Source organism: Corynebacterium bovis DSM 20582 = CIP 54.80, assembly GCF_030408615.1.
Lineage (GTDB): Bacteria > Actinomycetota > Actinomycetes > Mycobacteriales > Mycobacteriaceae > Corynebacterium > Corynebacterium bovis.
Map to the genome: position 1 here is coordinate 1,897,575 of NZ_CP047187.1, position 25,928 is coordinate 1,923,502.

A 25,928-nucleotide genomic window follows, 5' to 3' on the forward strand; every position below is an offset into this window, starting at 1 on the left:
CGGCACCGGGGGCCGGTGTCCGGTCGGGAGGCTATCGTTGGCCACATGAGCTCAACGAACCTCACCCGTACCGAAGCCGCCGGGCGCGCCAGCCTCATCACCGGGGTGTACTACAGCATCCGTCTCGACCTCACCGCCGGGGCGGACCCGGAGCGGGCGACGTTCCCGTCGACGACCTCCGTCACCTTCACCGTCACCGACCCGGCGGACGGCGGCGAGGCCACCGGCACCGGCACCGCCGGTGCGTCCACGTTCATCGACCTCATCGCCGCGGACGTCCCCCGGGTGACCCTCGACGGCCGGGACATCACCGACGCCGCCGTGCCCCGCGGGGCCGACGGGGCGTACGACGCGTCGCGCGGCCTGCTCCTCGAGGGCCTCACCCCCGGTGAGCACGACCTCGAGGTCACCGCCGAGTGCGTCTACTCCACCACCGGCGAGGGCCTCCACCGGTTCCGGGACCCCGCCGACGACCGGGTGTACATGTACACGCAGTTCGAGACCGCCGACGCGAAGCGCGTCTTCGCGTGCTTCGACCAGCCGGACATCAAGGCCACGTACGACGTCGCGGTCCGCACCCCCGGGGAGTGGACCGTCGTGACGAACAACACGGTCACCACCCGCACGGACGGGGAGGGTGCCGAGGGGGGTCAGGGGGACGACGACCGCAGCAGCGTCGTGACGTCCACCGCGACCGTCGACTACCCGCTGTCGACGTACCTCGTCGCGTTCTGCGTCGGCCCGTGGCACGTCGTGCGCGACGAGTGGCGCGGCACCCTCACCCCCCACCCGGAGACCGCGGAGCTCCACACCGACGGGGAGATCACCGTGCCCCTCGCGGTGTTCTGCCGCCGGTCGCTCGCCGGGTACCTCGACGAGGACGAGATCTTCTCCGTGACGAAGGCCGGGTTCGACTACTACCACCGGCACTTCGGCGTGGCCTACCCCTTCCACAAGTACGACCAGGTGTTCTGCCCGGAGTACAACATGGGCGCGATGGAGAACGCCGGCTGCGTCACCATCCGTGACGAGTACATCTTCCGCTCCGCCGCGAGCCACTACCAGCACGAGCGCCGCGCGGACACGATCCTCCACGAGCTCGCCCACATGTGGTTCGGCGACCTCGTGACGATGCGCTGGTGGGACGACCTGTGGCTCAACGAGTCCTTCGCCACGTGGTCGGCGGCGATGTCCCAGGCGAACGCGACCGAGTGGACGACGGCGTGGGTGACCTTCGCGAACAAGGAGAAGGCCTGGGCCTACAGCCAGGACCAGCTGCCGTCGACCCACCCGATCTTCAGCGGCGCGGAGGACATCGAGGAGGCGGACGCGAACTTCGACGGCATCACGTACGCCAAGGGCGCGAGCGTGCTCAAGCAGCTCGCCGCGTACGTGGGGCTCGACGCCTTCTTCGCCGGCGTGCGGGCCCACTTCGCCGCCCACGCGTGGGTCAACGCCACGTTCGACGACCTCCTCGGCGCGCTCGAGGAGGCCTCCGGGCGTGACCTGTCCGGCTGGGCCGACGAGTGGCTGCGCACGACCGGTGTGACGACGTTCTCGGCGGACACGGAGACCGCCCCCGGCGACGACGGGGCCGAGGTCTACACCCGGTTCACGGTCGTCCAGTCCGGGGCGCAGCCGGGCGCCGGGGAGACCCGCACGCACCGCGCGGCCGTCGGCCTGTACGACGGGCACGACGGCACGGTCACCCTGCGCCGTCGGGTGGAGATCGACGTCACCGGTGAGCGGACCGACGTCCCCGCCCTCGTCGGCGAGGCCCCGGCCGACCTCGTCATCCTCAACGACGACGACCTCACCTACACGCTGCTCGACCTCGACCCGCGCAGCCTCGCCACCGCCGTGGAGCACATCAGCGGGATCGCCGACCCGATGGCCCGCAGCCAGGTGTGGTCCACCGCGTGGCAGATGACCCGCGACGCGAAGATGCGCGCCCGGGACTTCGTCGCGCTCGTCGTCCGCGGGGCCGCCGCCGAGACCGAGATGGCGGTCCTGGAGCAGATCATCGCGCAGGGCGTCGCCGCGGTCGAGGGCTTCGCCGCCCCGACGTGGGCGCCCGAGGGCTGGGCGGAGCTGCGCCGGGCGTACCTCGACGGTGCCCGCTCGACGACCGGCACCGCGCAGCTGGCGTTCATCCGCGGCTTCATCCGGTGCGTCCACGACAGCGCCTCGGCGGACGTGCTGCGCGCGCTGCTCGACCGGGACGGGGACGCCGTGCCCGGCCTGACCGTCGACCAGGACCTCCGCTGGTCCGTCATCGGCGCCCTCGCGGGCGCGGAGACGAGCGCCGTCGTCTCCCCCGACGAGGTCGAGGAGCTCGTCGCCGCGGAGGAGAAGGCGGACCGGTCCGCCGCCGGGGCCCTCGCCGCGCTCCACGCGCGGTCGTCCCTGCCGCGGGTGAAGGAGGACGTCTGGGAGAAGCTCAGCGTCCACGGCCCGGAGTGGACGAACCGGCAGCTGGAGGCGCTGGTCTCCGCGTTCGTGCGCAACGGGCACGCGGAAGCGCTCCAGCCGTTCGGGCCGCTCTACGTCGCCGAGGTCGTGCGCATGTGGCGCAGCCTCTCCCCCGAGATGGCCCAGCGCACGCTCGACGCCCTGTACCCGGTGTGGGACAACTCCGGGGACACCGCCGCGGGCGTGGACCGGCTCATCACCGACGACGCGACGCCGTCCGGGCTCCGGCGGGTCCTCACCGAGGGCCGGGACCGTGCCCGCCGCCGCGCCGCCGCCCGCGCGGTGGACGCCGGGGAGTCCGCACGATGAGCCGTCCCGGCCCGCTCCCCGACCCCTCGCGGTCCCCACGTCCCGGCCCGGCCGGTGGTGGCGTGCCCGGCGGTGCCGGCGCGGACCCCCGGGAGCCGGCGCGGCCGCAGACGTTCTACGAGGCCGTCGGCGGGGAGGAGACCTTCCGGACCGTCGTGCACGAGTTCTACCGCCGGGTGCGGGAGGACGACATCCTCGGCCCCATGTACCCCCACGACGACTGGGACGGCGCGGAGGACCGGCTGCGCTGGTTCCTCGCCCAGTACTGGGGCGGGCCGCAGGAGTTCACCGCGCGGCGCGGCCATCCCCGGCTGCGCATGCGGCACGCCCGGTTCACCGTGGACCCCGCCGCGCGCGACCGCTGGCTGGAACTCATGGGTGCCGCGATGGACAGCGTCGACCGGTACACCCTTCCCGACGCCTACCGCGAGGCCATGTGGGACCACATGGTCCGCGTGGCGGACATGCTGGTCAACACCCCCGGCGAGGGGACGCTCTGACGGGTCGCGGCGTCGTCCCCCACCCCTGACCGGGCGGGACCGGGAGCACACCGATGCGCTCCCGGGGCCGTGGCAGGCTTGAAAAAGCCCGCCCGAGCGGGGACAGTGAGTGACGACCTTCACCCCGGGACCCGAGGCCGGCCTCCGCGCCGACCGGTCGGCGCCCGGGGGTTCCCGTCGAGAGGACCAACAGCCGTGAGCCCCGTCACCCCGCCCGTCATCGCCACCCGTCGCGGTATCGCCGTGACGGCACTGCTGGCGCTGGGGGTGCTGGGGGTCCTCGCCGCGACGGAGTCGACCGTCGTCGAGCGGACGGTCATCCTCGTGCCCGTCGTCGGCCTGCTGTTGTTCGCCATCGCCCTCAACACGTACCGGGCGCGGCACGGTGCGGAGCTGGCGGAGTCAGCGTGGCTGCGGGATACGGGCGAGTCCGCCGGGGCGCGGGGCGAAGGCGGTGCCGAAGAGCCCGTCGATGCGGATCCACGACCCGGTGACGCTCACGCGGACACGGTCGTGAACTCGTAGCGCCTCGGCCGCCGGTTCGGTCGCGAGGCCGAGTGCCCCCATCGCGGCGATGACCCGCCCCCCGACGGCGACCGGGCCGGTGGCCGGGCTGTCGAGCGTGAGCACCTCCTGGTCCAGCAGCGACCGGGCGACACCCGCCGGGCCCGAATGCTCCCTGCTCTCCGCGGACATCCCCGCGTAGAGCTCCCTGACCGCCGCACCCGGCACCGTCTCCACGACGGTGAAGCCGGACACCGGCGGCGGGCTGCCCGTCCACAGGATGTCGACGCGCGGCCCGAGGGTGAGGACGTCCGCGGTGGGCGCGGTCCCGGTCGTGGGGTCTGACCCGCCGGCCGGTGCGCCGGGGGCGTCCGGGGTCCCGACGGCGGCAGCGTCCGCGGTGGGTGGGGTGCCCGTCGCGGTCGCCGTCGCGGACGGGTCGGTCGCCGTCGCGGACGGGTCGGTCGCCGTCACGAGGGCGCGGTCCACCGCGGCGAGCACGCGGTCCGCCATGACGACCGCCCCGTCGGTCGTGTCCCCGCCGAGGACCCCGCTCCTCCCCCGCTCGGCCCCGGGGCCGGACGCCCCGACGGGGCGGGCCGCGATCCGCTGGGAGACGATGCAGCCCAGCGGCGTGGAGATGAACAGGTCCGTGCGGTCGTCCGCCACGACGCGGAGCCGGACGACGGCCTGGCCGTCCATCCGCACGGCCCGGGCCAGCACCCCGACGATGCGGCGCAGCGTCGGGGCCTGCGCCCCGGCCGGCCGGGTCAGGGTGAGCGTGACGTCATCCATCCCTCGTCCGTTCTGTCGTGGTGGGCCGCCGGGCAGTTCTGTCGCCGGGCGCCGCCGGGCGGTTCTGTCGCCGGGCGCCGCCGGGCAGTTCTGTCGCCGGGCGCCGCCGGGGCGGCGCGGGGCGTCAGCGGGTGAGCTTGCGGTGCGTCACCCGCGTCGGGCGGGCGGCGTCCGGACCGAGCCGCTCGACCTTGTTCTTCTCGTAGTCCTCGAAGTTGCCCTCGAACCAGAACCACTGCCCCTCGGCGACGTTGCCCTCCCACGCGAGGATGTGCGTGCAGGTCCGGTCGAGGAACCAGCGGTCGTGCGAGATGACCACGGCACAGCCGGGGAAGTTCTGGAGCGCGTTCTCCAGGCTGGACAGCGTCTCGACGTCGAGGTCGTTGGTCGGCTCATCGAGGAGGATGAGGTTGCCGCCCTGCTTCAGCGTCAGCGCGAGGTTGAGGCGGTTACGCTCACCACCGGACAGCACCTTCGACGGCTTCTGCTGGTCCGGGCCCTTGAACCCGAAGGCGGAGAGGTACGCGCGGGACGGCATCTCGTTCTGGCCGACGTGGATGTAGTCCAGGCCGTCGGACACGACCTCCCACACGGTCTTCTCCGGGTCGATGTTCTCCCGGTTCTGGTCGACGTAGCTGAGCTGCACGGTCTGGCCGACCTTGACCTCGCCGGAGTCCGGCTCCTCCAGGCCGACGATCGTCTTGAACAGCGTGGTCTTGCCCACACCGTTCGGTCCGATGACGCCGACGATGCCGTTGCGCGGCAGGGTGAAGGAGAGGTCCTTGATGAGGGTGCGCCCGTCGAACCCCTTGGTGAGGTCGTTGACCTCGACGACCTGGTTGCCCAGGCGCGGCGGGGTCGGGATCTGGATCTCCTCGAAGTCGAGCTTCTTGTACTGCTCGGCCTCCGCAGCCATCTCCTCGTACCGCTGGAGGCGGGCGCGGTTCTTCGCCTGCCGGGCCTTCGCCCCGGACCGGACCCAGGCGAGCTCCTCCTTGAGGCGCTTCTGGAGCTTCTGGTCCTTCTTCCCCGCGACCTCGAGGCGCTGCGCCTTGGTCTCGAGGTAGGTGGAGTAGTTGCCCTCGTAGGGGTAGAGCTTGCCGCGGTCGACCTCACAGATCCACTCGGCGACGTGGTCGAGGAAGTACCGGTCGTGGGTCACGGCCAGCACGGCGCCGGGGTACTTCGACAGGTGCTGCTCGAGCCACAGCACGGACTCGGCGTCGAGGTGGTTCGTCGGCTCGTCGAGCAGCAGGAGGTCCGGCTCGCTGAGCAGCAGCTTCGCCAGGGCGACGCGGCGGCGCTCACCACCGGACAGGTGCGTGACCTTCTCCTCCGGCGGCGGGCAGCGCAGGGCGTCCATCGCCTGCTCCACCTTCGAGTCGATCTCCCAGGCGTCGGCGGCGTCGATCTTCTCCTGGAGGTCGGTCATCTCCTCCATGAGCTCGTCGGTGTAGTTCGTCGCCATCTCCTCGGCGATCGCCTCGTACCGCTGCTTGATCTCGAAGATCTCGCCGAGGCCCTCCTCGACGTTCTGCCGGACGGTCTTGTCCTCGTTGAGCGGCGGCTCCTGCTGGAGGATGCCGACGGTCGCGCCCGGATCGAGGAACGCCTCCCCGTTGGAGGGCTGGTCGAGACCCGCCATGATCTTCAGGATCGACGACTTGCCGGCACCGTTCGGGCCGACCACGCCGATCTTCGCGCCCGGGTAGAACGCCATCGTGACGTTGTCCAGGATCACTTTGTCGCCGTGCGCCTTGCGCACGTTCTTCATGGTGTAAATGAACTCGCCCACTGGAGTGTAAGCACCTTTCAGCAGTCTGCGGCACACAGATGTCCCTGTTTTCCGAGCGCCAGTGTACGTGCCCCGTCCCTGAATCCCCATCCCGCCCCGGCCACCGCGGACGACGCCGCCCGACGACGCCTCCCGCGCCGGTCCCGCCGGTCCCCCCGTCCCACGGCGACGGCGGGGACGCCGGTTCCACCCCGGCCTCCCCGCTCCCGCCGGCCCGTCAGAACGGCGGTGCCGCCGCACCCACCCCGGCCACCTCCCGGGCGGTGGTCGCCCCGGATGTCGCCGTGGACCCCGGTTCCCCGTCGGGTGTCGACGAGCCCGACGCCGTGCCGACCGCACCGCCGGTCGCCCCGGTTCCACCGTCCGCGGGGCCACCGGGGCCGCCGGTGGCGTCGGTGGCGTCGCTGTCGGCGTTACGGCGTGCGATCCGTTCCGCCTCGCGCCGGCGCTCGTCCTCGGTCATGCCGTAGCGGTCGTCGTCGCTGCGCCGCGGGCGGACCGCCGTGACCTCGACCCGGTTGAGGTCCGGGCCGCAGTGCGTCGCCTTGAGCCGGATGGCCTGGCGCTGGCGTGTCGTCCCGTCGGGCAGCTCCTCCTGCCACCGGGACATGATGAGCCGGCCGACGACGATGAAGGCCATCCCCTTGCTCACCGACGTCAGGACGTTGCGTCCGAGCTGGCCCCAGCACTGGACGTCGATGTAGACCGTGTCCCCCTGCTGCCACTCCGTGCCGTCGAACCAGCGCCGGTCCGACGCCATGCGGAACGTGACGAGGTCGAAGGTCCCCTTCCTGCGCTCCGGATTGCCGACGACGTTGCCCGCGAGAACGACGCTCGCGATGTTGAGGCTCATGCCCCATCCCCCCTCTGGATGTCAGTGTGTGGTCGCCGTGGACCGGTGCCGGGCGGCCCGGTCGGGCGCGCACCCTCGGTGCGTGGCGCCCAGTCAACCAGCGGTTCCCCCGGCCCGACAGCCCCCTGCCGTCAGGCTGTGGACAACCCCGCTCCCCGGGCGGCCGCGGGCCCCGCCCCCGCCGGGCTGTCCACAGGCGTGCGCCGGCGGGTGGCGCGCACCGCCGGTGTGTGTCAGGCGCGGGTGTCAGCCGCGGGTGTCCGGCTCAGGCCCGTCGACGCCGCCCGCGTTCCCCGCGCCGCCGTCGTTCCCGACGCCGTCTTCGTCCCCGACGCCGTCTTCGTTCGCGACGCCGCCCGCGGCTCTCCGCCGGGGCCGCGTCGCGGCGCGGCCGTCCCCGCGCGCACCCCGGCCCCCGCGGATGAACCCGTGGACCTCGTCCTCGGCGTAGTCGTCCGTGTAGTAGCCGGAGTCCCCCGGCACCTCACCCTGCTGGAGACCGGCGAGCATCGCGTTGTAGGCGTCGAGCTCACTGTCCTCGTGGTGCTCGGCCCGGCGTTCCTCCGTCCGGTCGAACCGGGCGGCCTCGCGCCGGTCCTGCCGGAGCCACTGGACGAAGTGCGCGCCGACGACGATGAGCAGCGGGATCTCGCCGAGCCCCCAGGCGATCGCCCCGCCGTTGTGCTGCTGGGCCAGCAGGTCCACGGGGAAGGGCAGGTGGAGGGACTCGTAGTAGTCCCGGGCGATCGGCTCCCGCATCTGCATCATCGTGATGCCGAAGAACGCGTGGAACGGCATGACCGCGAAGATGGTCAGCATCTTCGCCAGCGGGCTCAGCTGCCGGGGCGCGGCGTCGACACCGATGACGACCCAGTAGAAGACGTACCCGGAGATGAGGAAGTGCACGTTCATGAACAGGTGCCCGGCGTGGTTCTCCGCGAGGAACCCGAACAGGGACGTCAGGTACAGGATGTAGAAGCTGAGGACGAACTGGACGGCGGCGACGACCGGGCTCGTGAGGAACCGGGACACCGGGTTGTTGATGAACACGACGATCCACTCGCGGGGCCCCCGCACGCCCGTCCGCCCCGCCGCCGGCAGGGCCCGGAGCAGGAGCGTCACCGGCCCACCGAGCACCCAGAACACCGGGATGAGCATGGTGAGGATCATGTGCTGGAGCATGTGCGGCTCGAACATCGCCATCGCGTACAGGCCCAGCCCGCTGCTCGTCGCGACGAGCAGCGACACGTTGCCGAGGGTCCAGCAGACCACCCGGATGACCGGCCACTCGCCGCCCCGGCGGCGCAGGGAGATCCACGCCCACAGGTACACCGCCTCGAGCAGCAGGGCGCCCGTGCCGAAGACGAGGTCGAAGCGCCACGTGCCGAGGAACGACGCCCACCCGGGCGGCTCGGTGAGGGTGAAGCCGAGGACGAGCTCCATCGGCGTGACGTCCGCCACCTCCCCGACGGGCGGCGGGATCCGGGACAGGGAGACGGCCACGCCGATGGTCGCCGCCATGATGAGCACCTCGACCGCCGCGAGGCGGATGAAGGGCCACCGCCGGGGGGAGCCGTCGTCCCCCTCCCCCGACCGGGACCCGCCGAGCGCGGGGATCGTGACCTTCCGGTGGGCGAACCCGATGAGCCCGAGGACGACGGTGAGCACGGCCTTCGCCGTGATGACGTGGCCGTAGTCGGTGGTGAACCATTCGTCGAACCGCAGGCGGATCGCGGCGTTGACCACGCCGGACACCGCCAGGCCGATGATGCAGAAGAGCGCGAGGATGCTGTACCGGCGGGTGATGACCTCCAGGTGCGGCCCCCGGCGCAGGGCGTGCGCGATGAGCGCCATGAGCCCGCCGATCCACAGGGCGGCGAGGATGATGTGCCAGAGGAAGGAGTTCACGCCGTAGTCGTGGTTGCCGCCGGACGCGGAGTGCCCCTCGAGCGCGAGGGGGACGAGACTGACGACCGCCAGCGCGAGGAACACCGGCTGCCAGATCCACCGCCGCGTGAACAGGGAGAACAGGGCCGCCGCCCCGGCGAAGACGGCCACCCACAGCATCGCCGTCGCCGTGGACACCTGCTCCAGGGCGACGGACCACAGGGCGGGCCGGATCGTCTGCGTCAGCGGGGCGCCGGACAGGTCGGAGAGGTACAGGGGGATGAGCAGCAGCGCGCACAGCGCCCAGACGAGCATCGACCACGTGCCGGTGCGCGCGGCCCGGTAGCCGTCGAGGTCGAGGGCCCCGTCCGTCCGCGGCGGGGTGCCGAACGCGCTCATGAGGAAGGAGCCGACGCCGAGGCACGCGAAGAGCGTCCCCGCCGACCGGACGAACGGCAGGCCGACGGTCGTGAGCTTCCCCGGGTCCGGGATCCCGAGCGCGGCGAGCGACAGGCCGAGGAAGGAGAAACTCACCCACGCGCCGACGACACCTGCGACGAGGGCCGCCGCGCCGTACGTCCAACCCGGGGAGACGAGCCGTGCGCGGGACCGGGTCCCGGCCGGGGTGGCGGAGCGATCATGCTGCTGGTCAGCCATACCCGGGACCTTACTACCCGGGGTGGACATCCCCGACGCCGCGGGCCGGGGCGGGTCCCACCCTCGCCGCCCCTGGGGGGAGGGGGTCACGACGCCGCGGGCCGGGGCGGGTCCCACCCTCACCGCCCCTGGGGGGAGCGGGTCACGACGCCGCGGGCCGGGGTGGGTGCCACCCTCACCGTCCCACGGGGTGGGCTAGGATGATGGTCGCCCTCGGCACGAACGCTTCCGGGTCTTCACCTCGGGCTGCGTCGACGGCCGTGGCACGCCTCCGTAGCTCAGTGGATGAGAGCATCCGGTTTCTACCCGGCTGGTCGCGGGTTCGAATCCTGCCGGGGGCACCCAGCGGGCGGCGGATCACCCCGGGATCCCGCCGCCGTCACCCCCGCCCGGCACCGTCGACAGCGGTGCCCGGCGGGGGTTCCACATGTCCCGCGCCGCACGTCGTCGCCCCGCGCCCGCCCCGGCGGCCACCCCCTCCCGAAGTAATACAGTCGCATTTGTAACGACCCATCAGTTCTTCGCGTTCAGTGATGTGAACCGCGCCGGCGCTCCAGTCCGGCAGCACGGTCCACCACCCGTCCACACCCGGCCGCCCCCGGCGCCGACCCCTCACCGAACGGAAGACCCCCATGCGACCGACGACGCTCCCGCCGACCCGTACCCGCCGCGCCCGCCGCACCCTCCCCATCGCCGTCTGTGCAGCTCTCGCACTCGCCACCGCCGCGTGCTCCTCCGACGACGAGGGGTCGACGGCCCCCTCCACGAGCGCGCCCTCCAGCTCCACGACGACCACCACCACGTCCGCCACCACGTCCGCGTCGTCGTCGACCACCCCCGCCCCGGCCTCCCCCGGAGCCGCCGATCCGAGCGCGGAGCCCGGCGTCGACACCCACACCCACGACAGTGACACAGACGTGCACGACGACCACGGCGCCGACGCCCCCGCCCCCGCCCACCACGACGCCCCGGCCCCCGAGGCGCCCGAGAAGGAGGCCCCCCTCCCCGCGGACGACCCCGCGCCGGAGCAGCAGGCCCCCGCCCTCATCCCGGCACCCGCCCCCGCGCCCGCACCCGAGGCCGCTCCGGACCCCGTCGCCTACTACGACAACTGCGCCGCCGTCCGCGCCGCCGGCGCCGCGCCGCTGTACGCCGGACAGCCCGGGTACAGCCCGGACCTCGACCGGGACGGCGACGGCGTCGCCTGCGAGTCGAAGCGGTAACCGCCCCGGCCCACCTCTCCACCACACCACCGCCACCACCCCGCCACGCCCCTCCCCCGATCCACCACACCACCGCCACCCACCGCGTCACCACCACCCTCCACACCACCGACCCCCGGGGCCCCTGACGACCCCGGGGCGCGCGGGCGTCCGCCGTGTAGCCTGAACCGCAGACCGACCGCGGGCACCACCGGGGCGGCCGCGTCCCGCACCGGCCCCCGTCGGCACCCCGCCGACGCCCGGCCCGGCACCACCCGGACCTGACCGGCCCACCGGCGGTCGTCGCACCCCACCCGGCCCCCGCCGGGCCCGCCCCGTCCAGGCACAGTCAGGAGTCGATCCCCAGTGGCAGCACACGGTCACATCCCCGCACCCCGGCCGACTGCGGTCGCCGTCGTCACCGGCGCGTCGTCCGGCATCGGCCGGGCCATCGCCCTCGAGCTCGGGCGACGCGGCCACAACCTGCTCCTCGTCGCCCGCACCCCCGGGCCGATGGAGGAGATCCGGGACGCGCTGCCCGGCGTGACCGTCACCGTCCGGCCGTGCGACCTCGCCGACCCGGACGCCCGGGCGGAGCTCATCGCCGAGCTGCGGGACCTGGAGGTCTCGGTCATCGTGAACTCGGCGGGCATCGCGACCTTCGGGGCCTTCCACAAGCTCAACCCGGAGCACGAACGCACCCAGTTCGAGCTCAACGCGACCGCCCTGTTCGAGCTCACCGCCGCGGTGCTGCCCGGCATGGTCGAGCGGCACGCGGGCGGGATCGTCAACGTCGGCTCCGTCGCCGGCAACGCGGCGATCCCGAACAACGCCACGTACGTCGGCACGAAGGCGCTGGTCAACACGTTCACGGAGTCCCTCCACCACGAGCTGCGGGACACGGGCGTCGCGTGCACGCTCCTCGCCCCCGGCCCCGTGCGCGAAGAGGTCAAGGCCGACACCGAGCGGACGGTCGTCGACCGCGCGACGCCCGACTTCGTGTGGACGACCTACCCGGACTGCGCGCTCGACACCCTCGCCGCGCTCGACGCGAACCGGATGCGCGTGGTGCCCGGCGGGTTGTCGAAGCTGGGCAACATCCTCACGACGTACCTTCCCCGGCGGCTCACCGCCCCGGTGCTGGGGGCGCTGTACTCCCGGATGTCCGAGACCGACTGACCGCCCGGGACGCGTCGCCACCCCGACCGACCCCACCGCCCCCCTCCCGACCCGAGAAGGACCCATGAGCTCCGGCAACACCACCCCGAACCAGATCGCGAAGAACGACCGCATCGTCTGGGCCGACTGCGAGATGACGGGCCTCGACCCGTCGCGCCACGTGCTCGTCGAGATCGCGGTCGTCGTCACCGACGCCGACCTCAGACCCCTCGACGACGGCATCGACATCGTCATCCACGCCACCGACGACGAACTCGCCGAGATGGACGACTACGTGACGACCATGCACCGCTCCTCCGGCCTCACGGACGAGATCCGCGCCAGCTCCGTCAGCGTCGCCGAGGCCGAGCGCCGGGTCATCGACTACCTGCGACGGTTCATCGCCGTCGAGGGCGCGGCGCCGCTGGCCGGCAACTCCATCGCGACGGACCGGCGTTTCATCGCGGAGCAGATGCCGGGTCTCGACGCCTTCCTGCACTACAGGATGATCGACGTGTCCTCGGTCAAGGAGCTCGCGCGACGCTGGTACCCGCGGACGTACAGCGGACAGCCGGGCAAGGGGATGGCGCACCGGGCGCTCGCGGACATCCTGGAGTCCATCCGGGAGCTGGACTTCTACCGGCGGACCGTGTTCGTCGCCCAGCCCGGGCCGACGAGCCTGCAGGTCGACGCCGCCGCGAAGGAGTCCGTCCGCGCCGTGCCGGTGGGCGGCTCCGCGGACACGGCGGGGTGACACGGCCGACGGTCCGGGAAAACCCGCCACTTCCAGCCCGTTTGGTCGTCCGGTGCAGGTGACATAGTATTGGGCACGCTGTTCACGCGGCCCTCCGGCCCAGCGTGACGTCCCTCGCGACCCCGGTCGCCGGGACTCCCCGCGGTGGTTCTCCGCCGCAGGTCACACCGCCGGACGGACATGCAGGACAGCAATGGTGACTGTAGTTCAGCTGGTAGAGCACCAGGTTGTGATCCTGGGTGTCGCGGGTTCGAGTCCCGTCAGTCACCCCGAGGCAGAACCCCCGTCCGCATCACTGCGGGCGGGGGTTCTCGCATGTCCGGGGCCTCCCCGGCACAGTCGGCGGCACGGGACTAGCCTCGGCCACACCCACCCGCCCCTCCCGAAAGGCCCCACATGCTCCCCCTGTCCCTCATCGACTTCGCGACCGTCCACCGCGGCGAGGCCCCCCGTGACGCCTTCCGCCGGTCCGTCCTCATGGCGCAGAAGGCGGAGCGGCTGGGGTTCTCCCGCATCTGGTACGCCGAGCACCACAACATGCCGAGCATCGCGTCGAGCGCCCCGGCGGTGCTCATCGCCCACGTCGCCGCGCACACGGAGTCCATCAACCTCGGCGCGGGCGGCGTCATGCTGCCGAACCACGCCCCGCTCGTCGTCGCGGAGCAGTTCGGCACGCTCGCGGAGCTCCACCCGGGGCGGATCGACCTCGGGCTCGGCCGCGCCCCGGGCACGGACCAGACCACCCTGCGCGCCCTGCGCCGGGACCCGCGCAGCGCCGAGTCCTTTCCCGAGGACGTCCGGGAGCTCCGCGGCTACCTCGAGGGCCGGTCGGTGATCCCGGGGGTCCGGGCCGTCCCCGGCGCCGGCACGGATGTGCCGGTGTACATCCTCGGGTCCTCGCTGTTCGGCGCGCAGCTTGCGGCCCAGCTGGGCCTCCCGTACTCCTTCGCCTCCCACTTCGCCCCCGCGGCACTGGAACAGGCGGTCCAGGTGTACCGGGACACGTTCCGCCCGTCGGAGGCCCTGTCGGAGCCGTACGTCATCGCGGCGGTGAACGTCACGGCGGCGGACACCACGGAGGAGGCCGCGGAGCAGGCGCACCGGGTGCGGCGCCGCCGGGTGGCGGGGATGATCGGGCAGCGTCGGCCGAGTGCCCCGCACCTCAGCGACGACGAGCTCGACCTCGTCATGGAGTCCCCGGCCGGCCGGCAGATCGTGGACATGCTGCACTACTCGGCGATCGGCACCGGGGAGGAGGTCCGCGCGTACCTCACGGCGTTCGCGGAGAAGGCGCAGGCGGACGAGCTCATGGTGGCGTTGTCCTCGCCGTCGGAGGAGACGCAGGACCGGTCGATGGACATCCTCGCCGAGGCGTGGGGGCTCGGCGGAGGGGCCCCTGCGGACCGGGTGTAGATTCTGAAGGTATGGCACACCTCAGCGAGCTGTTCAGGACCGCCTTCCGTCATCATCCGACCGGTGTCGCGCTCATCACCGCCCGTGTCGGTGGTGAGCCGGTGGGGATCACGGCGAGCAGCGTCGCCTCCCTCGCGGTGGACCCGCTGGCGGTGAGTTTCTCGCTGACGAAGCGGGAGGGCAGCGCGGGGGCGATCTACGACGCGGAGAGCTACCTCATCCACTTCCTCGGGGAGGATCACGCGGACGTCGCGTACCAGTTCTCGCGGTCGGGGGGACGACGCTTCACGCCGGACCAGCCCTGGGAGACCGTGGAGACGGGCGAGCCGATGCTCACGGACGCGCTGACGGTCATGCGTGCGGTGCCGGAGGACCGGATCAGCGTGGGGCAGTCGACGCTCATCGCCGCGCGGGTGACGGACATCCTGCAGGCGCCGGAGGACGACACGGGCTGCGCCGCGGCGGCGGACCGGCAGGAGCCGGCGCCGTTGATGTTCCGGGCGCACAAGTTCTACCGCTTCCCGGTGGACCAGCCGCCGCTGTGAGCGCCGTTGTGAGCGCGTCGGGCGCGTGACGCCCCTTGCCCCCCCGGGCTCACCTTCCCCCCGTGACCGGCGGCCGGCGCGGGCCCTACTCGGCGCGGGTCGCGGTGTAGCCGGCCTCGTAGACGGCGGCGAGGACGTCGTCGTCGGTGACGGCGTCGGGGGCGTCGAGGGTGAGGGTGCCGGTCTCGGCGCTGACGGTGACGTCGCTCACGCCGTCGAGCGCGCCGACCTCCTCGCGGACCGCATTCTCGCAGTGTCCGCAGCTCATGCCGGTGACGGTGTAGGTCCGGGTGCTCACAGGTGTCTCCTCATCCCGACCGGTTGCCCGGTCGTGTTCTCAACTGGCAGTGACCACCGCCCGACAGTACCCCCCTGGGGTATGTCGCGCATCCGCCGCCCTCACCCGGCGCCGCCGGCCCCCGCCCTCACCCGGGCCTGAGCCCGGGGCCCGGCCCCGCTCACGCCGCGTCGGCGTTCCCGGCCGACCACACGTCCCACGGGATGTTCCAGTCACCGAGGCCGTCCGTGCCGTCGAGGGTCGGCCCGAGGGTGCCGGAGACCTCGACGAGGTCGCCGCGCTTGACGTTCTCGTAGACCCACTCGGCGTTCTCCGGGGAGACGTTGAGGCACCCGTGCGAGTCGTTCTGCACGCCCTGGATGCCGACGTTCCACGGGGCCGAGTGGATGTAGATCCCGGAGTAGGACATCTGTGTCGCCCACTGGATGTTCGAGCGGTACCCCTCCGGCGCGGACACGGCGAGGCCGAACGTGCTGGAGTCCATGACGATGGACGGCACCTGGTCGCCGACGATGTACGTCCCGTTCGGCGTGGGGTACTTGTCCTTGCCCATGGACACGGGCATGGACCGCCACTCCTCCCCGTTCTTGTAGAAGGTGAGGATCTTGTTCGCGTCGTCGACCTTACCGACGACCTCGTCGCCGATGGTGAACGCCGCGTGCCGGTCGACCTCGCCGTACGTGCCGCCGCCGAGGTCGTGCCCCTTGAGCGCCGCGTCGACGGTGACGTGCGTGCCGGGCGCCCAGTGGTCCTTGGGGCGCCAGCGCACCTCCTGGTTGCTCACCCAGTAGAACGCCCCCTCCACGGAGGGTTCCGTCGTGACCTTGATGAGTTTCTCGACGGCCCGGCGGTCGTGGATGACCTCGTCGAACCGCAGGGCGATGGTCTGGCCGACGCCCACGGTCGCGCCGTCGAGCGGGGCGAGCGCGCCGTTGGTGACGGTCTCCGGGGCGAAGGTGGTGAAGGTCTCCGAGAGGGTCCGGTCGCCGGCGGCCGCGGTGAGGGTGTACGTCGTCGAGTAGTTGAGCCCGCCGGTCGAGGTCCACGTGCCGGCGGCGGTGTCGAGGTCGCCGTCGACGACGGTGCCGTCCGCGTCGGTGAGGCTCACCCGTGACAGCCCCTCCCCCTTCACGGTCACCGGCTCGGTCACGCTCACGCCGGTCGCCCCGTCCTTGACGTTCGAGGTGGGGGCCTTCGGCGCGTTCTCCGTGGAGTCCGCCGAGGAGCCGGAGGCCGACGACTGCGACCCGTCCCCCTTGTCGATCGTGCAGGCTGCGGTGGTCGCGAGGGCCACTGCGGCGGTGGAGGCGACGATGAGCCGGAGGGCTGTCGTCGCCGGGCGGCGGCCGGGGCGTCGGTGAGTGAACATGACGTGTCGCTTTCTGTCCGGCCGATGGATCGCCACCGGCCGCGTGATGACGTGTGAGTGAACCTGGTGATGCAGAGGTGCCGTGGTGTGACGCGCGGCGACGGTCACGGCCGTGGGGTCCGTGCCGTGAGGTGCCGTGCCCCACCGCGGCGGGGGTCGTGCCTGTCCTCCTGTGACGGGAGTGTGCCCCGGGGTTACGGGTCCGGGACATCTGTCCCGGCACCGGTCCCCGAGGCGGGGTGGGGGGACCCGCCGCCCGTCGATGGTCCACATCGTGTGGTGGAGCGGCTGGTCCCCCGGTCGGAAGGAAGGTTACAGCCGCGGTGGGGCAGGGACCGCATTCCCGCCACGCCTGTCCCCAACTTGTGTCCGAATCGTTATCGGCATGACACGCCACCGTGATGCAGCCCGGTTCACCTGGCAATTCTGTGGGTTCACTGTGCACGGGTCGCGCGTCGCCGGGGTCCGGCCCCGGGAGGGGGACGACGGCCCCCTCCGCCGGCGGGCGGGTGCGCGACGGGGTGCGCCTCCCCTCCGGCGCGGGCGGCGGGCGGCGGGCGCGCGGAGCAGGCGGGTGGCGGACGGGCAGGGCGCCGCGGGCGCGCAGGGGTCGAGCGGGGGGAGCAGGCGGGCGCGGGCGGGCCGGTCCGGTGGACTCCCCTGTGAAAACACCCCGCAACCTGGAGATTTGTCGGGTCCGGCGGGGTGGGGCTATAGTTTCCCACGTCGCACGGCAGACCGGCAGAGTCCGGAAGCCAGGACATGCGCCATTAGCTCAATTGGCAGAGCAGCTGACTCTTAATCAGCGGGTTCGGGGTTCGAGTCCCTGATGGCGCACAGTTCCACCCCCGTCGGGATCCGTCCCGCCGGGGGTTTTTCGTGTCCCCTCCCGGCACCGCGGTCCGGGCGCCGCCGCCCCCACCGGCGCGCACACGCACACCGTCAGCGCCGCGCCCACGCCGTCAGCGCGCGCCCACGCCGTCAGCGGCGCGCCCACCGCCCGAGGAGCACGGGGATGTACGCGCCGACGACGAGCATGACGACGACCCGCACGACCTGCACCACGGTGACCACGGCCCCGGCGTGGGCGTCGTGCGCGTAGGCGAGGACGGCGTAGATCCCGCCCGGGGTCGTCGCGAGGTACGCGTCCAGGAGCGGCAGGCCCATCCCCCGGGCGATGACCCACGCCGCGGCGAGGCACCCGGCGAGGGCGGTGACGATCGCGCCGACGATGATCGGCAGGGCGGAGGCGAACTGCCGCAGCGAACTCCACGTCAGCGTCCCCCCTGCCTGGACGCCGACGAGCGCGTAGGCGAGCGTCGTCACGATACCGTGCGGGAGGAGGAACGCCTCCGGCACCCCCACGGCCGCGAGCACGACGACGAGGGGGATGCTGAGCAGCAGGAACGGCGAGGGTACCGGCACGACGGCCGCGATGAGCCGCACGAGGACGTACACCCCGACGACGCCGACGACGGGCCGCCAGTCCACCGCCCACCACGCGTCGGGCCCGGTGCCCGCACCACCACCGGCCCCGCCCCCGCCTGCCCCGTCCCCCGGCGCGCCGAGCACCCCGACCATGACCGGGATCGTGAGCACGACGAGGGTGAGCCGCAGGTACTGGGTGAGGGTGACGAAGCGGGCGTCGGCGTCGAGGTCCCGGGCCATCATCGTCATCGCGCTGGCCCCGCCGGCGAGCGTGGACAGCACCGCCGTCACGGGGCCGACGCGCGCCCACCGCGTGAGCAGCACGGCCGCACCACCGCACACGGTGAGGGTGACGACGGTCGACAGCAGCGCCGGCCAGGCGAAACTCACGACGGTCCGCAGCCCCACGTCCACCAGCGGCACGGCGCACAGCATGGAGATCACGACCTGCGCCGGGGTCATCGCCGACCGGGGCGGGGTGACCCGGCGGTCGCCGACGACCGCCCACGCGCCGAAGACCAGCAGGAACGACACGATCCACGGCGCGGGCACGCCGAGGTGGACGCACAGCACCGCGAGCAGTCCCGCGCACAGCGAAACCCCGGCGACCTCGATGAGTCGCCGGGGTCGGGTCACGCCGGGCATCCGTCCGACGCGCGGACCGCGCGGGGTCAGCGTGTCGCCGCCAGGAGCCGCTGGATCTCCTTGAGCTGCTTCTTCTCCTTGCGCTTGCCCGCGGCGGACAGCGCGATGAGGAGGGCCACGCCGGCGGCGACGCCGCCGAGGACCATCTGCACCTTCGGCTCCCGGAGGACGCCGACGGCCTGCCCCTTCGCGTCGTCGGCGAGGTTCTTCGGGTCCGCGCGGATGCTCAGCTCCTCGAGCGTCTGGGCGAGCTGGGTGCGGGTGCGCTCAATGTCACGCTGGATGGCGTCGGTGCTGCGGGCCACGGAAAACTCCCTCGGGTCGGATGGCGGCTGAGCCTGGTGGATCGGTCTCTGCCGGTCTTGGTCGGTCTCGGTCGGTCTCGGTCGTGACCGGGCGCGCCGGCGGGCGGCCACGTGTCTCGTCACCGTCATTGTAGAGGTTCAGGGTCGTCGCGCGCAGAGGAGGGTTCGTCCCGACGCCGTCCTGCGCCCCCGACCCCGCCCACCCGGGTCCGGTACACCCGTGCTGCAGTCGGCGGCGCACGGGGACGTGCAGCCGCGCGTCCCCGGTTAGACTGACCCCCATGGCAGCCTCAGAGGACACGACCCCCACGACAGACACGACCGAGACGACGGACGACCGGGTCCGGCTGGAACCGGGCCAGGAGGCCCCGGCGTTCTCCCTCCCGGACGCCGACGGGAACACGGTGTCGCTCGCGGACTTCCGCGGGCGCAGCGTCGTCGTCTACTTCTACCCGAAGGCCGACACCCCCGGGTGCACGACGGAGGCCTGCGACTTCCGTGACTCCCTCGACGCGCTGGAGGGCACGGGGACGACGGTCGTCGGCATCTCCCCCGACCCCGTCGAGGCCCTCGCGGCCTTCCGCGACAAGCACGGCCTGACCTTCCCCCTCCTGTCCGACCCGGACCGGACCGTGCTCCGCGCCTACGGCGCCTACGGGCAGAAGAAGAACTACGGGAAGGTCGTCGAGGGCGTCATCCGGTCGACCGTCGTCGTCGACCCGGAGGGCCGGGTGACGCTCGCGAAGTACAACGTCAAGGCCACCGGGCACGTCGCGCGGATCGCCAAGGAGATCGGCGCGGCCTGACACGCCCCCGCGCGGGAGGGTCGCGTCGTCCCCCTCACCCGGCCCCCCGCGCGGCGACCCCGACCTCCCCGACACCGCCCGCCCACGACCGACGGCAGATACCCACCATGACCCACTCCCCCTCCGGACCGGCTCCCGCAGCAGCGGCCCCGCGCCGCCTGGCCGACCCGACATCCACCCCGACCCCGACCCCGCGCCCCGCCCGACCCCGGGCCGGGCGCCACCGCCTGCCCCCGACCCGCCCGAAGGGGTGGAGCACGGCGGTCGCGACGATCTCGTCGGTGATGATGACGCTGGACATCACCATCGTCCTCGTCGCCCTCCCGTCCATCGCGAAGGACCTCGACCTGTCCCTCAGCGGCGGGCAGTGGGTCATCAACGCCTACAGCCTCGCCTTCGCCTCGCTCCTGCTGTCCGCGGGCAGCATCTCGGACATCATCGGCCGCCGGACGATCTTCCTCATCGGCCACGTGCTCTTCCTCGCCGCCTCCGTCGGCTGCGTCACCGCCGGGTCGGAGGGGATGCTCATCGCCTCCCGCGCGGTCCAGGGCGCCGGCGGGGCGCTGGTCTTCGGCACGAGCATCCCGCTGCTCAGCGACGCGTTCCTCCCCTCGGAGAAGGGCCGCCGCACGAAGGCCATCGCCGTGCTCATGGGCACGAGCGCCGCGGCGAGCGCCCTCGGCCCGCTCATCGGCGGCGCGCTCGTCGAGTACGGGGCGTGGGAGTGGATCTTCATCATCAACATCCCCATCGGCATCTTCGCCGTCCTCGCGACGCTGCTGGTGATCCCCGACATCCACCGGGAGACCGCGGACGACCGGTCCTCCGACCTGCCGCCCCTCGACCTGCCGACGACCGTCATCGCGGCGGGGATGCTGTTCACCCTCAACTACGGCATCATCTCCGGCTCGGACCGGGGGTGGACGGACGGGCTCGTGCTCTCCAGCTTCGGCGCGGCGCTGCTGCTGTTCGTCGTCATGGCCTCGATCCAGCTGTCGAAGGGCGACCGCGCGATGGTCGACCTGCGGTTGTTCTCCATCCCCTCGTTCTCGACGGTCACGTTCGCCGCGTTCGCGGCGCGGATGTTCAGCTTCGGCATGATGCCGTTCCTCGTCCTGTGGCTGTCCGGGCACGTCGGCCTCACCGCCCTGGAGATCGGCTACGTCTCGACCGCCATGGCCGGGCCGATCGTGCTCTTCGCCCCGGTCGGGCTGCTGCTCGGGAAGCGGATGCGACTGGGCTACGTCCAGGCGATCGGCATGGTCGTCGTCGCGGCGGGCCTGCTCCTCGGGCTGCTCGTCCAGCCGGAGTCCGGGTGGCCGGCGCTCATCCCGGCGTACGTCGCCATCGGCGTGGGCACGGGCATCATGCTGCCGCACCTCATGGACCTCGCCGTGTCGGTCGTGCCGGAGGGCCGGACGGGCACGGCCAGCGGCATCGCGAACACCGCCCTGCCGCTGGGCACGTCCTTCGGTGTCGCCGCGTACGGGGCGTACCTGTCCCACACGGTCCGCGACGCCCTCGACGGCGCACCGCAGCGCATCCTCGACGCGGCGGAGGGCGGGCAGTTCGCCCTCATCGAGAAGGTCTCGCCGCCGTTCGCCGCGACGGCCCTCGACGCGTTCGTCGACGCGCTGCACGGCATCTTCGTCATCGCCGCGGTCCTCGCGGTCATCGGTGCCCTGGCCTGCGCGGTGTTCATCCGCGAACGGCACGACGACACCACGGCCCCGGAGCCGGAGCCCGCGCCCGTCGCGGAGGGGGCCGTCGGCACCTCCTCCCCCGACCCCGCACCCCGTCCGGCGGCGGACGTCCCCGCCGAACCCGTGCGGTACCTGGCCCCGCGACGTCCCCTCCCCCCGCCGCTGCCGACCGACACCCCCGGCCGGCACGCCGCGGCCCCGGACGACGACCGCCGCTGACCCGCGCCCCCCGGGCGCACCGCAGGGGACGCGCACCCGCGTCAGCGGATGCGCCGTGGTGCGCCCGGGGGGACTTGAACCCCCACGTCCGAGGACACCGGGACCTAAACCCGGCGCGTCTGCCGATTCCGCCACGGGCGCGTCGCCGGTTCATCGTAGCAGCGCGGGAATTGCCGCTCCCCCGCTGGTGAGGGGTAGGGTGGACCGCGTGTCCGACAGTCGCCAGGAGAACCCGTTCCCGCTGCGGGTGAGGGTCGTCCAGATGATCTTCCTCGCCCTCGCGGTCGTGGCGACGCTCCTGCTCGCGTGGTGGCAGTGGACCCGTTTCCGGTCCGGCTCCGGCAGCTTCCAGAACCTCGGCTACGCACTGCAGTGGCCGGTGTTCGGCGTGTTCTTCATCATCGCCTACCGGAAGTACATCGAGTACGAGCGCGACCGGATGCTCGGGGACGAGACCCCGGCCGCGCCGTCCACCGACGACGAGATGCGCGCCCTGCCGGAGGACCTGCTGCCCACGCGGGTCCCGGAGCCCACGGTGGAGGTCGACGACCGCCGCCGGTCGAGCCGGCGCGGTGACCTCACGGCGGCGCTCGACCGGGACCGTCGTCCCGGCGGCCTCGGCGGGGACACCCCGGCCGGGACACGCACCGACCGTCCCCGCACCCCGCACACCACCCGGGGGTCCGGCACCGCCGACCCCGCTTCCCACGGAGGATCCTCAGCCCGATGACCGACACCCCGCGCAGCGAGAACCCCCGCAGCGACGCCCAGCACACCGCCACCCCGGCCACCGACGCGACCGGCACGGCCGGCCCCTCGACGGCCCCCACCGGCACCCCGGCGACGGGGACCGCGGCGGCCGGGACCGACGGCGCCCCCGTCGTCAACGGGCGGCCCGTGACCCCCACCCGGCAGCGGCAGGTCCGGGGCGCCCTCACCCGCTACTCGGTGATGGCCTACGCCACGGGTGTGATGCTGCTGCTCCTGTGCGTCGTCATGATCGTACGGTACATCATTCTGCCCGCGACGTCGGGCGGGGAGATCCCGTCGTGGACGAGCTGGGTGGCGAGGATCCACGGGTGGCTGTTCATCGTCTACCTCGTGACGTGCCTCGACCTCGGGGTGAAGGCCCGGTGGGAGCCGGTGAAGTGGCTGACGACCGGCCTCGCCGGCGTCATCCCCGTGATGTCCTTCATCGTGGAGCGCAACCGCCGCCGCGAGGTCCGGAGCACCTTCCTGCTCGACGCCTGACCCCGGCGGTCTACCCGACGCCCGACCCCGGCGGTCTGCCCGGCGGCCGACCCCGGCGGTCTGCCCGGCACCCGACCCCGGCGGTCAGTCGGCCCGGGAGGTCTCCACGCTCGTGGCCTCGACGTCGCTCTCCGACGGGCGGTCGCCGTCCTCCCCCTCGTCCGCGGGGCGCTCGGGCCACTCGTGCCCGAGGCAGGACAGCACCGCGACGGCCGCGGCCTCCGTCGCCACCGGCAGGGACGACAGGTCCGGCAGGAACGCGGGGTTGTGGTTCGTGGGGATGTCGACGTCGAGCCTCCCCGACCTCTCCGCCCGGTCCCACTGCCGGCACGGGGTGATCCCCACCGTCCAGAACAGGTACGGCACACCGAACGCCTTCGGCAGGACGGAGAAGTCCTCCGACGCCGTCCACGGCTCCATGTCCACGGACTCGTCGCCGAAGTGGGCGTCGAAGTCCGGGCGGACGATGTCGAAGACCCCCGGGTCGTTGTCCGTCGCCCCGAGCAGGCCGAGGAACCGGAAGTCCGGTTCCCGCTCACACCCGCTCGCGACGGCCTCCGCGCGGACGATCCGCTTGACCGCGTCCACGCACTTCTTCCGCAGCACCTCGTCGTAGAACCGGCAGCTCAGGGCGATGCGCGCGCTGTCGGGGATGACGTTGCTCGCCTTGCCCGCCTCGACCGACGCCACGGTGACCACGGCGAACTTGTCCGGCGGGACCTCCCGGGACACGATCGTCTGGAGTTTCATGACGACGGACGCCGCGAGGACCACCGGGTCGACCGCGCGGTGCGGCATCGAGGCGTGCGCGCCCCGGCCGAACAGCGTGATCTCGACGGTCGTCGAGGAGGTGAGCACCGGGCCCGGGGCGGTGAACACCCGCCCCGCCGGGCCGGGCACGACGTGCTGGCCGAGGCACACGTCCGGCCGGGGGATGAGGTCCGCCAGCCCGTCGGTGACCATGCGGTGCGCGCCGGTCGACGCCTCCTCCGCCGGCTGGAACAGGGCGACGACCGTGCCGGACCACCGCTCCCGGGTGGCGTCGAGCAGCGTCATCGCGCCGAGCAGGCTCGTCGTGTGCGCGTCGTGCCCGCAGGCGTGCATCGTCGGCACCCGCCGGCCCTGCTCGTCGAGCTGGGAGTGGATGGAGGCGTAGTCCACGTCCGTCGCCTCGGCGACGGGCAGGCCGTCGAAGTCGGCGCGGATGAGGACCGTCGGGCCGTCGCCGTTGGCCAGCACCGCCGTGATGCCGTAGCCGCCGATACCCGTCGTGACCTCCCAGTCCGGGAAGCGGCCGAGTTCCTCGGTGATCCGCGCGGCCGTCCACTCCTCCGCCCCGGACAGTTCCGGGTGGCGGTGGAACGTCTTGTACAGGCCCTCCAGCCAGCTCAGGTCGGCGTCAGCGTTCGCGACGATGTCGGCGGGGGTACCCTGCAGGCTCACGGCGGCAGTCCTTTCGGTGGCTCGGCGGCGCGGTGTCACCGACCCAGCATACTGAGCCGCCCGAGCAGCGGAGCGAGTTTCGTCAGAGCTGCTCCCCGGTGGGAGAGCTCGTCCTTGCGGCCGGGGGTGAGCTCCGCCGCGGACCGCCCGGGCTCCTCGTCCGGACCGAACAGCGGGTCGTAGCCGAAACCGTGCGTGCCCTGCGGTGCCCGGAGGAGGGTCCCCCGCCACGTGCCGCGCACGGTCGTCTCGGCGGCGACGCCCTCCCCGCGCGCCCGGTCGGCGAGCTCCGGGGGCAGGACCAGCGCGCACACGGAGACGAACTCCGCGCCCCGGCGGTCGTCCGGCACGTCGGCGGTCTGCGCGAGGAGCAGGCGGTTGTTCGCGTCGTCGTCCCCGTGGCCGCCGCTCCACCGGGCGGAGAGCACCCCGGGCATCCCGTTGAGCGCGTCGACGCACAGCCCCGAGTCGTCCGCGACCGTCGGCAGCCCGCTGTGCCGGGCCCCGTCACGGGCCTTGATGAGGGCGTTGTCCTCGAACGTCGCCCCGGTCTCCGGGGTCTCCGGGTACTCCGCCACGTCACGGAGGCCGACGAGCTCCACGCCGGCGACACCGGCGGCGCCGAGCACCCGCTCCAGTTCGACGAGCTTCTTCGCGTTGCGTGAGGCGACGAGGAGTTTCACCGCGCCTCCCCGTCGGTCGCGGAGGTGCCCGTCGTCACCGACTCCCCCGGACCCGGCCGCGGGGCCGCGAGTGCCTCCCGCTGGACGTCGATGATCCGGCGGAGCCCGCCCTCGGCGAGGTCGAGGAGGGCGGTGAGGTCCCCACGGCTGAACTCCGCGTGCTCGCCGGTGCCCTGGATCTCGACGAACCGGCCCGCGGCGGTCATGACGACGTTCATGTCGACGTCCGCGCGGGAGTCCTCCTCGTACGGCAGGTCGAGGCACGGCACGCCGTCGATGACGCCGACGCTCACCGCCGCGACCGGCTCCCGCAGCGGCGTGCCGGGGACGACGCCCCGCTCCGCGAGGACGTCCAGCGCGTCGGCGAGGGCGACGTACGCCCCCGTGATCGCCGCGGTGCGCGTCCCGCCGTCCGCCTGGAGCACGTCGCAGTCGACCATCACCGTGTTCTCACCGAGTTCCCGCAGGTCGACGGCCGCGCGGAGGGCCCGGCCGACGAGCCGCGAGATCTCGTGCGTCCGGCCCTTGACCTTGCCGCGCATCGACTCCCGCGGCATCCGCTCGTGCGTGGACCCCGGGAGCATGGAGTACTCGGCGGTGAGCCAGCCCTCGCCGGAGTCCCGCTTGAACCGGGGCACGCCGACCTCGACGCTCGCCGTGCACATGACCTTCGTCGAGCCGAACTCGACGAGCACGCTGCCCGCCGGGTTGTCCGTGAACCCGCGGGTGATGCGGACGGGGCGCAGCTCGTCGGTCGCGCGGCCGTCGGCGCGGGTCACGGCGGGTGTCGCGGCGTGTGTCGCGGTGGTGGTTCCGGAATCAGTCATGGGGGCAGTCTACCGACGGGGTTGTCGACGCCGCCCCACGCGTCAGCCACCGGCGGCGCCGGACCACCCGCCGCGCGGTCCCCGCCCCCCGCACCGCGGGAATTCCG

The 25,928-nt window shown here is 72.9% G+C and carries 23 protein-coding genes and 4 tRNA genes; 14 read left to right on the forward strand and 13 right to left on the reverse strand.

All coding sequences use genetic code 11. The features are described from left to right. Positions 1-45: 45 nt before the first annotated feature. On the forward strand, positions 46-2,781 hold the full coding sequence (gene pepN, locus CBOVI_RS07665; protein ID WP_010274291.1) for an aminopeptidase N: 2,736 nt from the start codon (positions 46-48) through the stop codon (positions 2,779-2,781). Next, the gene (locus CBOVI_RS07670) at positions 2,778-3,281 is read left to right on the forward strand and encodes a globin (RefSeq protein WP_083826129.1); all 504 of its coding nucleotides are present in this window, start codon (positions 2,778-2,780) and stop codon (positions 3,279-3,281) included. Before pepN ends, CBOVI_RS07670 begins: the two co-directional genes overlap by 4 nt. Positions 3,282-3,683: 402 nt before the next feature. On the opposite strand, the gene CBOVI_RS07675 is transcribed toward CBOVI_RS07670, so the two are convergent. From CBOVI_RS07675 to CBOVI_RS07690, 4 genes are all read right to left on the reverse strand, one after another. Next, a complete protein-coding gene (locus tag CBOVI_RS07675) occupies positions 3,684-4,580 on the reverse strand; it encodes a DUF8185 domain-containing protein (RefSeq protein WP_010274297.1) in 897 nt (298 codons plus the stop codon). 124 nt (positions 4,581-4,704) lie between these two features. Further along, positions 4,705-6,375 (reverse strand): energy-dependent translational throttle protein EttA, encoded by a 1,671-nt coding sequence (gene ettA / locus CBOVI_RS07680; RefSeq protein WP_010274300.1) that lies wholly within the window; start codon positions 6,373-6,375, stop codon positions 4,705-4,707. A 217-nt stretch (positions 6,376-6,592) separates the two neighbouring features. Further along, positions 6,593-7,228: a single-stranded DNA-binding protein gene (locus CBOVI_RS07685; RefSeq protein WP_010274302.1), complete on the reverse strand. Its 636-nt coding sequence runs from the start codon at positions 7,226-7,228 to the stop codon at positions 6,593-6,595. Between the two features lie 246 nt (positions 7,229-7,474). Beyond that, positions 7,475-9,772 carry a bifunctional copper resistance protein CopD/cytochrome c oxidase assembly protein gene (locus CBOVI_RS07690; RefSeq protein WP_125196737.1) on the reverse strand — a complete coding sequence of 766 codons (2,298 nt, stop codon included), beginning with the start codon at positions 9,770-9,772 and terminating at the stop codon, positions 7,475-7,477. Positions 9,773-10,039: 267 nt separating this feature from the next. On the opposite strand from CBOVI_RS07690, the gene CBOVI_RS07695 reads away from it, so the two are divergent. From CBOVI_RS07695 to CBOVI_RS07725, 7 genes are all read left to right on the forward strand, one after another. Continuing rightward, positions 10,040-10,113: transfer RNA gene (locus CBOVI_RS07695), tRNA-Arg, on the forward strand. A gap of 291 nt (positions 10,114-10,404) precedes the next feature. After that, positions 10,405-10,995 (forward strand): excalibur calcium-binding domain-containing protein, encoded by a 591-nt coding sequence (locus tag CBOVI_RS07700; RefSeq protein WP_010274159.1) that lies wholly within the window; start codon positions 10,405-10,407, stop codon positions 10,993-10,995. A 345-nt stretch (positions 10,996-11,340) separates the two neighbouring features. Then, positions 11,341-12,153: a mycolate reductase gene (gene cmrA, locus CBOVI_RS07705; protein ID WP_010274787.1), complete on the forward strand. Its 813-nt coding sequence runs from the start codon at positions 11,341-11,343 to the stop codon at positions 12,151-12,153. 64 nt (positions 12,154-12,217) lie between these two features. Then, positions 12,218-12,886: an oligoribonuclease gene (orn, locus tag CBOVI_RS07710; RefSeq protein ID WP_010274790.1), complete on the forward strand. Its 669-nt coding sequence runs from the start codon at positions 12,218-12,220 to the stop codon at positions 12,884-12,886. A 196-nt stretch (positions 12,887-13,082) separates the two neighbouring features. Further along, a tRNA-His gene (locus CBOVI_RS07715) sits at positions 13,083-13,155 on the forward strand. Positions 13,156-13,282: 127 nt separating this feature from the next. Then, positions 13,283-14,299 carry an LLM class flavin-dependent oxidoreductase gene (locus CBOVI_RS07720; RefSeq protein WP_010274793.1) on the forward strand — a complete coding sequence of 339 codons (1,017 nt, stop codon included), beginning with the start codon at positions 13,283-13,285 and terminating at the stop codon, positions 14,297-14,299. An 11-nt stretch (positions 14,300-14,310) separates the two neighbouring features. Next, positions 14,311-14,844, forward strand: coding sequence for a flavin reductase family protein (locus tag CBOVI_RS07725; protein WP_010274795.1), 534 nt, complete (start codon positions 14,311-14,313; stop codon positions 14,842-14,844). 85 nt (positions 14,845-14,929) lie between these two features. On the opposite strand, the gene CBOVI_RS07730 is transcribed toward CBOVI_RS07725, so the two are convergent. Both CBOVI_RS07730 and CBOVI_RS07735 read right to left on the reverse strand, forming a co-directional pair. Beyond that, the gene (locus tag CBOVI_RS07730) at positions 14,930-15,142 is read right to left on the reverse strand and encodes a heavy-metal-associated domain-containing protein (protein ID WP_010274799.1); all 213 of its coding nucleotides are present in this window, start codon (positions 15,140-15,142) and stop codon (positions 14,930-14,932) included. A 160-nt stretch (positions 15,143-15,302) separates the two neighbouring features. Beyond that, positions 15,303-16,511: a L,D-transpeptidase gene (locus CBOVI_RS07735; protein WP_010274802.1), complete on the reverse strand. Its 1,209-nt coding sequence runs from the start codon at positions 16,509-16,511 to the stop codon at positions 15,303-15,305. Positions 16,512-17,275: 764 nt separating this feature from the next. Here CBOVI_RS07735 and CBOVI_RS07740 point away from each other — a divergent pair. Further along, positions 17,276-17,348: transfer RNA gene (locus CBOVI_RS07740), tRNA-Lys, on the forward strand. Between the two features lie 144 nt (positions 17,349-17,492). On the opposite strand, the gene CBOVI_RS07745 is transcribed toward CBOVI_RS07740, so the two are convergent. Together CBOVI_RS07745 and CBOVI_RS07750 are read right to left on the reverse strand one after the other, a co-directional pair. Then, entirely contained in the window at positions 17,493-18,584 is a 1,092-nt protein-coding gene (locus tag CBOVI_RS07745; RefSeq protein WP_029157743.1) for an AbrB family transcriptional regulator, read from the reverse strand. Between the two features lie 26 nt (positions 18,585-18,610). Then, positions 18,611-18,889: a DUF3618 domain-containing protein gene (locus tag CBOVI_RS07750; RefSeq protein WP_010265939.1), complete on the reverse strand. Its 279-nt coding sequence runs from the start codon at positions 18,887-18,889 to the stop codon at positions 18,611-18,613. A 281-nt stretch (positions 18,890-19,170) separates the two neighbouring features. Between CBOVI_RS07750 and bcp the strand changes: the two genes are divergently transcribed. Next, a complete protein-coding gene (bcp, locus tag CBOVI_RS07755; RefSeq protein WP_010265936.1) occupies positions 19,171-19,695 on the forward strand; it encodes a thioredoxin-dependent thiol peroxidase in 525 nt (174 codons plus the stop codon). 34 nt (positions 19,696-19,729) lie between these two features. Here bcp and CBOVI_RS07760 read toward each other — a convergent pair whose 3' ends face one another. Next, positions 19,730-19,996: a hypothetical protein gene (locus tag CBOVI_RS07760; RefSeq protein WP_125172981.1), complete on the reverse strand. Its 267-nt coding sequence runs from the start codon at positions 19,994-19,996 to the stop codon at positions 19,730-19,732. Between CBOVI_RS07760 and CBOVI_RS07765 the strand changes: the two genes are divergently transcribed. Further along, positions 19,983-21,617: an MFS transporter gene (locus tag CBOVI_RS07765; RefSeq protein WP_010265929.1), complete on the forward strand. Its 1,635-nt coding sequence runs from the start codon at positions 19,983-19,985 to the stop codon at positions 21,615-21,617. The genes CBOVI_RS07760 and CBOVI_RS07765 overlap by 14 nt on opposite strands. 56 nt (positions 21,618-21,673) lie before the next feature. Here the strand turns inward: CBOVI_RS07765 and CBOVI_RS07770 are convergent. Beyond that, a tRNA-Leu gene (locus CBOVI_RS07770) sits at positions 21,674-21,758 on the reverse strand. A gap of 67 nt (positions 21,759-21,825) precedes the next feature. On the opposite strand from CBOVI_RS07770, the gene CBOVI_RS10825 reads away from it, so the two are divergent. Together CBOVI_RS10825 and CBOVI_RS07780 are read left to right on the forward strand one after the other, a co-directional pair. After that, complete coding sequence (locus CBOVI_RS10825) at positions 21,826-22,347, forward strand: hypothetical protein (protein WP_198485324.1); 522 nt, start codon at positions 21,826-21,828, stop codon at positions 22,345-22,347. 167 nt (positions 22,348-22,514) lie between these two features. Then, complete coding sequence (locus CBOVI_RS07780; protein WP_029157741.1) at positions 22,515-22,868, forward strand: DUF3817 domain-containing protein; 354 nt, start codon at positions 22,515-22,517, stop codon at positions 22,866-22,868. A gap of 84 nt (positions 22,869-22,952) precedes the next feature. On the opposite strand, the gene CBOVI_RS07785 is transcribed toward CBOVI_RS07780, so the two are convergent. Genes CBOVI_RS07785 through rph form a run of 3 tightly spaced genes read right to left on the reverse strand, consistent with a single transcriptional unit; the run spans position 22,953 to position 25,821 of the window. After that, on the reverse strand, positions 22,953-24,311 hold the full coding sequence (locus CBOVI_RS07785) for an amidohydrolase (protein WP_010265922.1): 1,359 nt from the start codon (positions 24,309-24,311) through the stop codon (positions 22,953-22,955). 35 nt (positions 24,312-24,346) lie between these two features. Further along, positions 24,347-24,994 (reverse strand): non-canonical purine NTP pyrophosphatase, encoded by a 648-nt coding sequence (locus CBOVI_RS07790; protein ID WP_010265920.1) that lies wholly within the window; start codon positions 24,992-24,994, stop codon positions 24,347-24,349. After that, entirely contained in the window at positions 24,991-25,821 is an 831-nt protein-coding gene (gene rph / locus CBOVI_RS07795) for a ribonuclease PH (RefSeq protein WP_010265918.1), read from the reverse strand. Before rph ends, CBOVI_RS07790 begins: the two co-directional genes overlap by 4 nt. Between the last annotated feature and the right edge of the window lie 107 nt (positions 25,822-25,928).

Bases quoted from the DNA above. Each gene is read 5' to 3' on its own strand.
- orn (WP_010274790.1), top strand. From the start codon at position 12,218: ATGAGCTCCGGCAACACCACCCCGAACCAGATCGCGAAGAACGACCGC.
- CBOVI_RS07760 (WP_125172981.1), bottom strand. From the start codon at position 19,996: ATGTCCAGCGTCATCATCACCGACGAGATCGTCGCGACCGCCGTGCTC.
- CBOVI_RS07725 (WP_010274795.1), top strand. From the start codon at position 14,311: ATGGCACACCTCAGCGAGCTGTTCAGGACCGCCTTCCGTCATCATCCG.
- CBOVI_RS07690 (WP_125196737.1), bottom strand. From the start codon at position 9,772: ATGGCTGACCAGCAGCATGATCGCTCCGCCACCCCGGCCGGGACCCGG.
- CBOVI_RS07670 (WP_083826129.1), top strand. From the start codon at position 2,778: ATGAGCCGTCCCGGCCCGCTCCCCGACCCCTCGCGGTCCCCACGTCCC.
- CBOVI_RS07735 (WP_010274802.1), bottom strand. From the start codon at position 16,511: ATGTTCACTCACCGACGCCCCGGCCGCCGCCCGGCGACGACAGCCCTC.
- CBOVI_RS07700 (WP_010274159.1), top strand. From the start codon at position 10,405: ATGCGACCGACGACGCTCCCGCCGACCCGTACCCGCCGCGCCCGCCGC.
- CBOVI_RS07675 (WP_010274297.1), bottom strand. From the start codon at position 4,580: ATGGATGACGTCACGCTCACCCTGACCCGGCCGGCCGGGGCGCAGGCC.
- CBOVI_RS07745 (WP_029157743.1), bottom strand. From the start codon at position 18,584: ATGCCCGGCGTGACCCGACCCCGGCGACTCATCGAGGTCGCCGGGGTT.
- CBOVI_RS07765 (WP_010265929.1), top strand. From the start codon at position 19,983: ATGACGCTGGACATCACCATCGTCCTCGTCGCCCTCCCGTCCATCGCG.
- bcp (WP_010265936.1), top strand. From the start codon at position 19,171: ATGGCAGCCTCAGAGGACACGACCCCCACGACAGACACGACCGAGACG.
- pepN (WP_010274291.1), top strand. From the start codon at position 46: ATGAGCTCAACGAACCTCACCCGTACCGAAGCCGCCGGGCGCGCCAGC.
- rph (WP_010265918.1), bottom strand. From the start codon at position 25,821: ATGACTGATTCCGGAACCACCACCGCGACACACGCCGCGACACCCGCC.
- CBOVI_RS07720 (WP_010274793.1), top strand. From the start codon at position 13,283: ATGCTCCCCCTGTCCCTCATCGACTTCGCGACCGTCCACCGCGGCGAG.
- CBOVI_RS07685 (WP_010274302.1), bottom strand. From the start codon at position 7,228: ATGAGCCTCAACATCGCGAGCGTCGTTCTCGCGGGCAACGTCGTCGGC.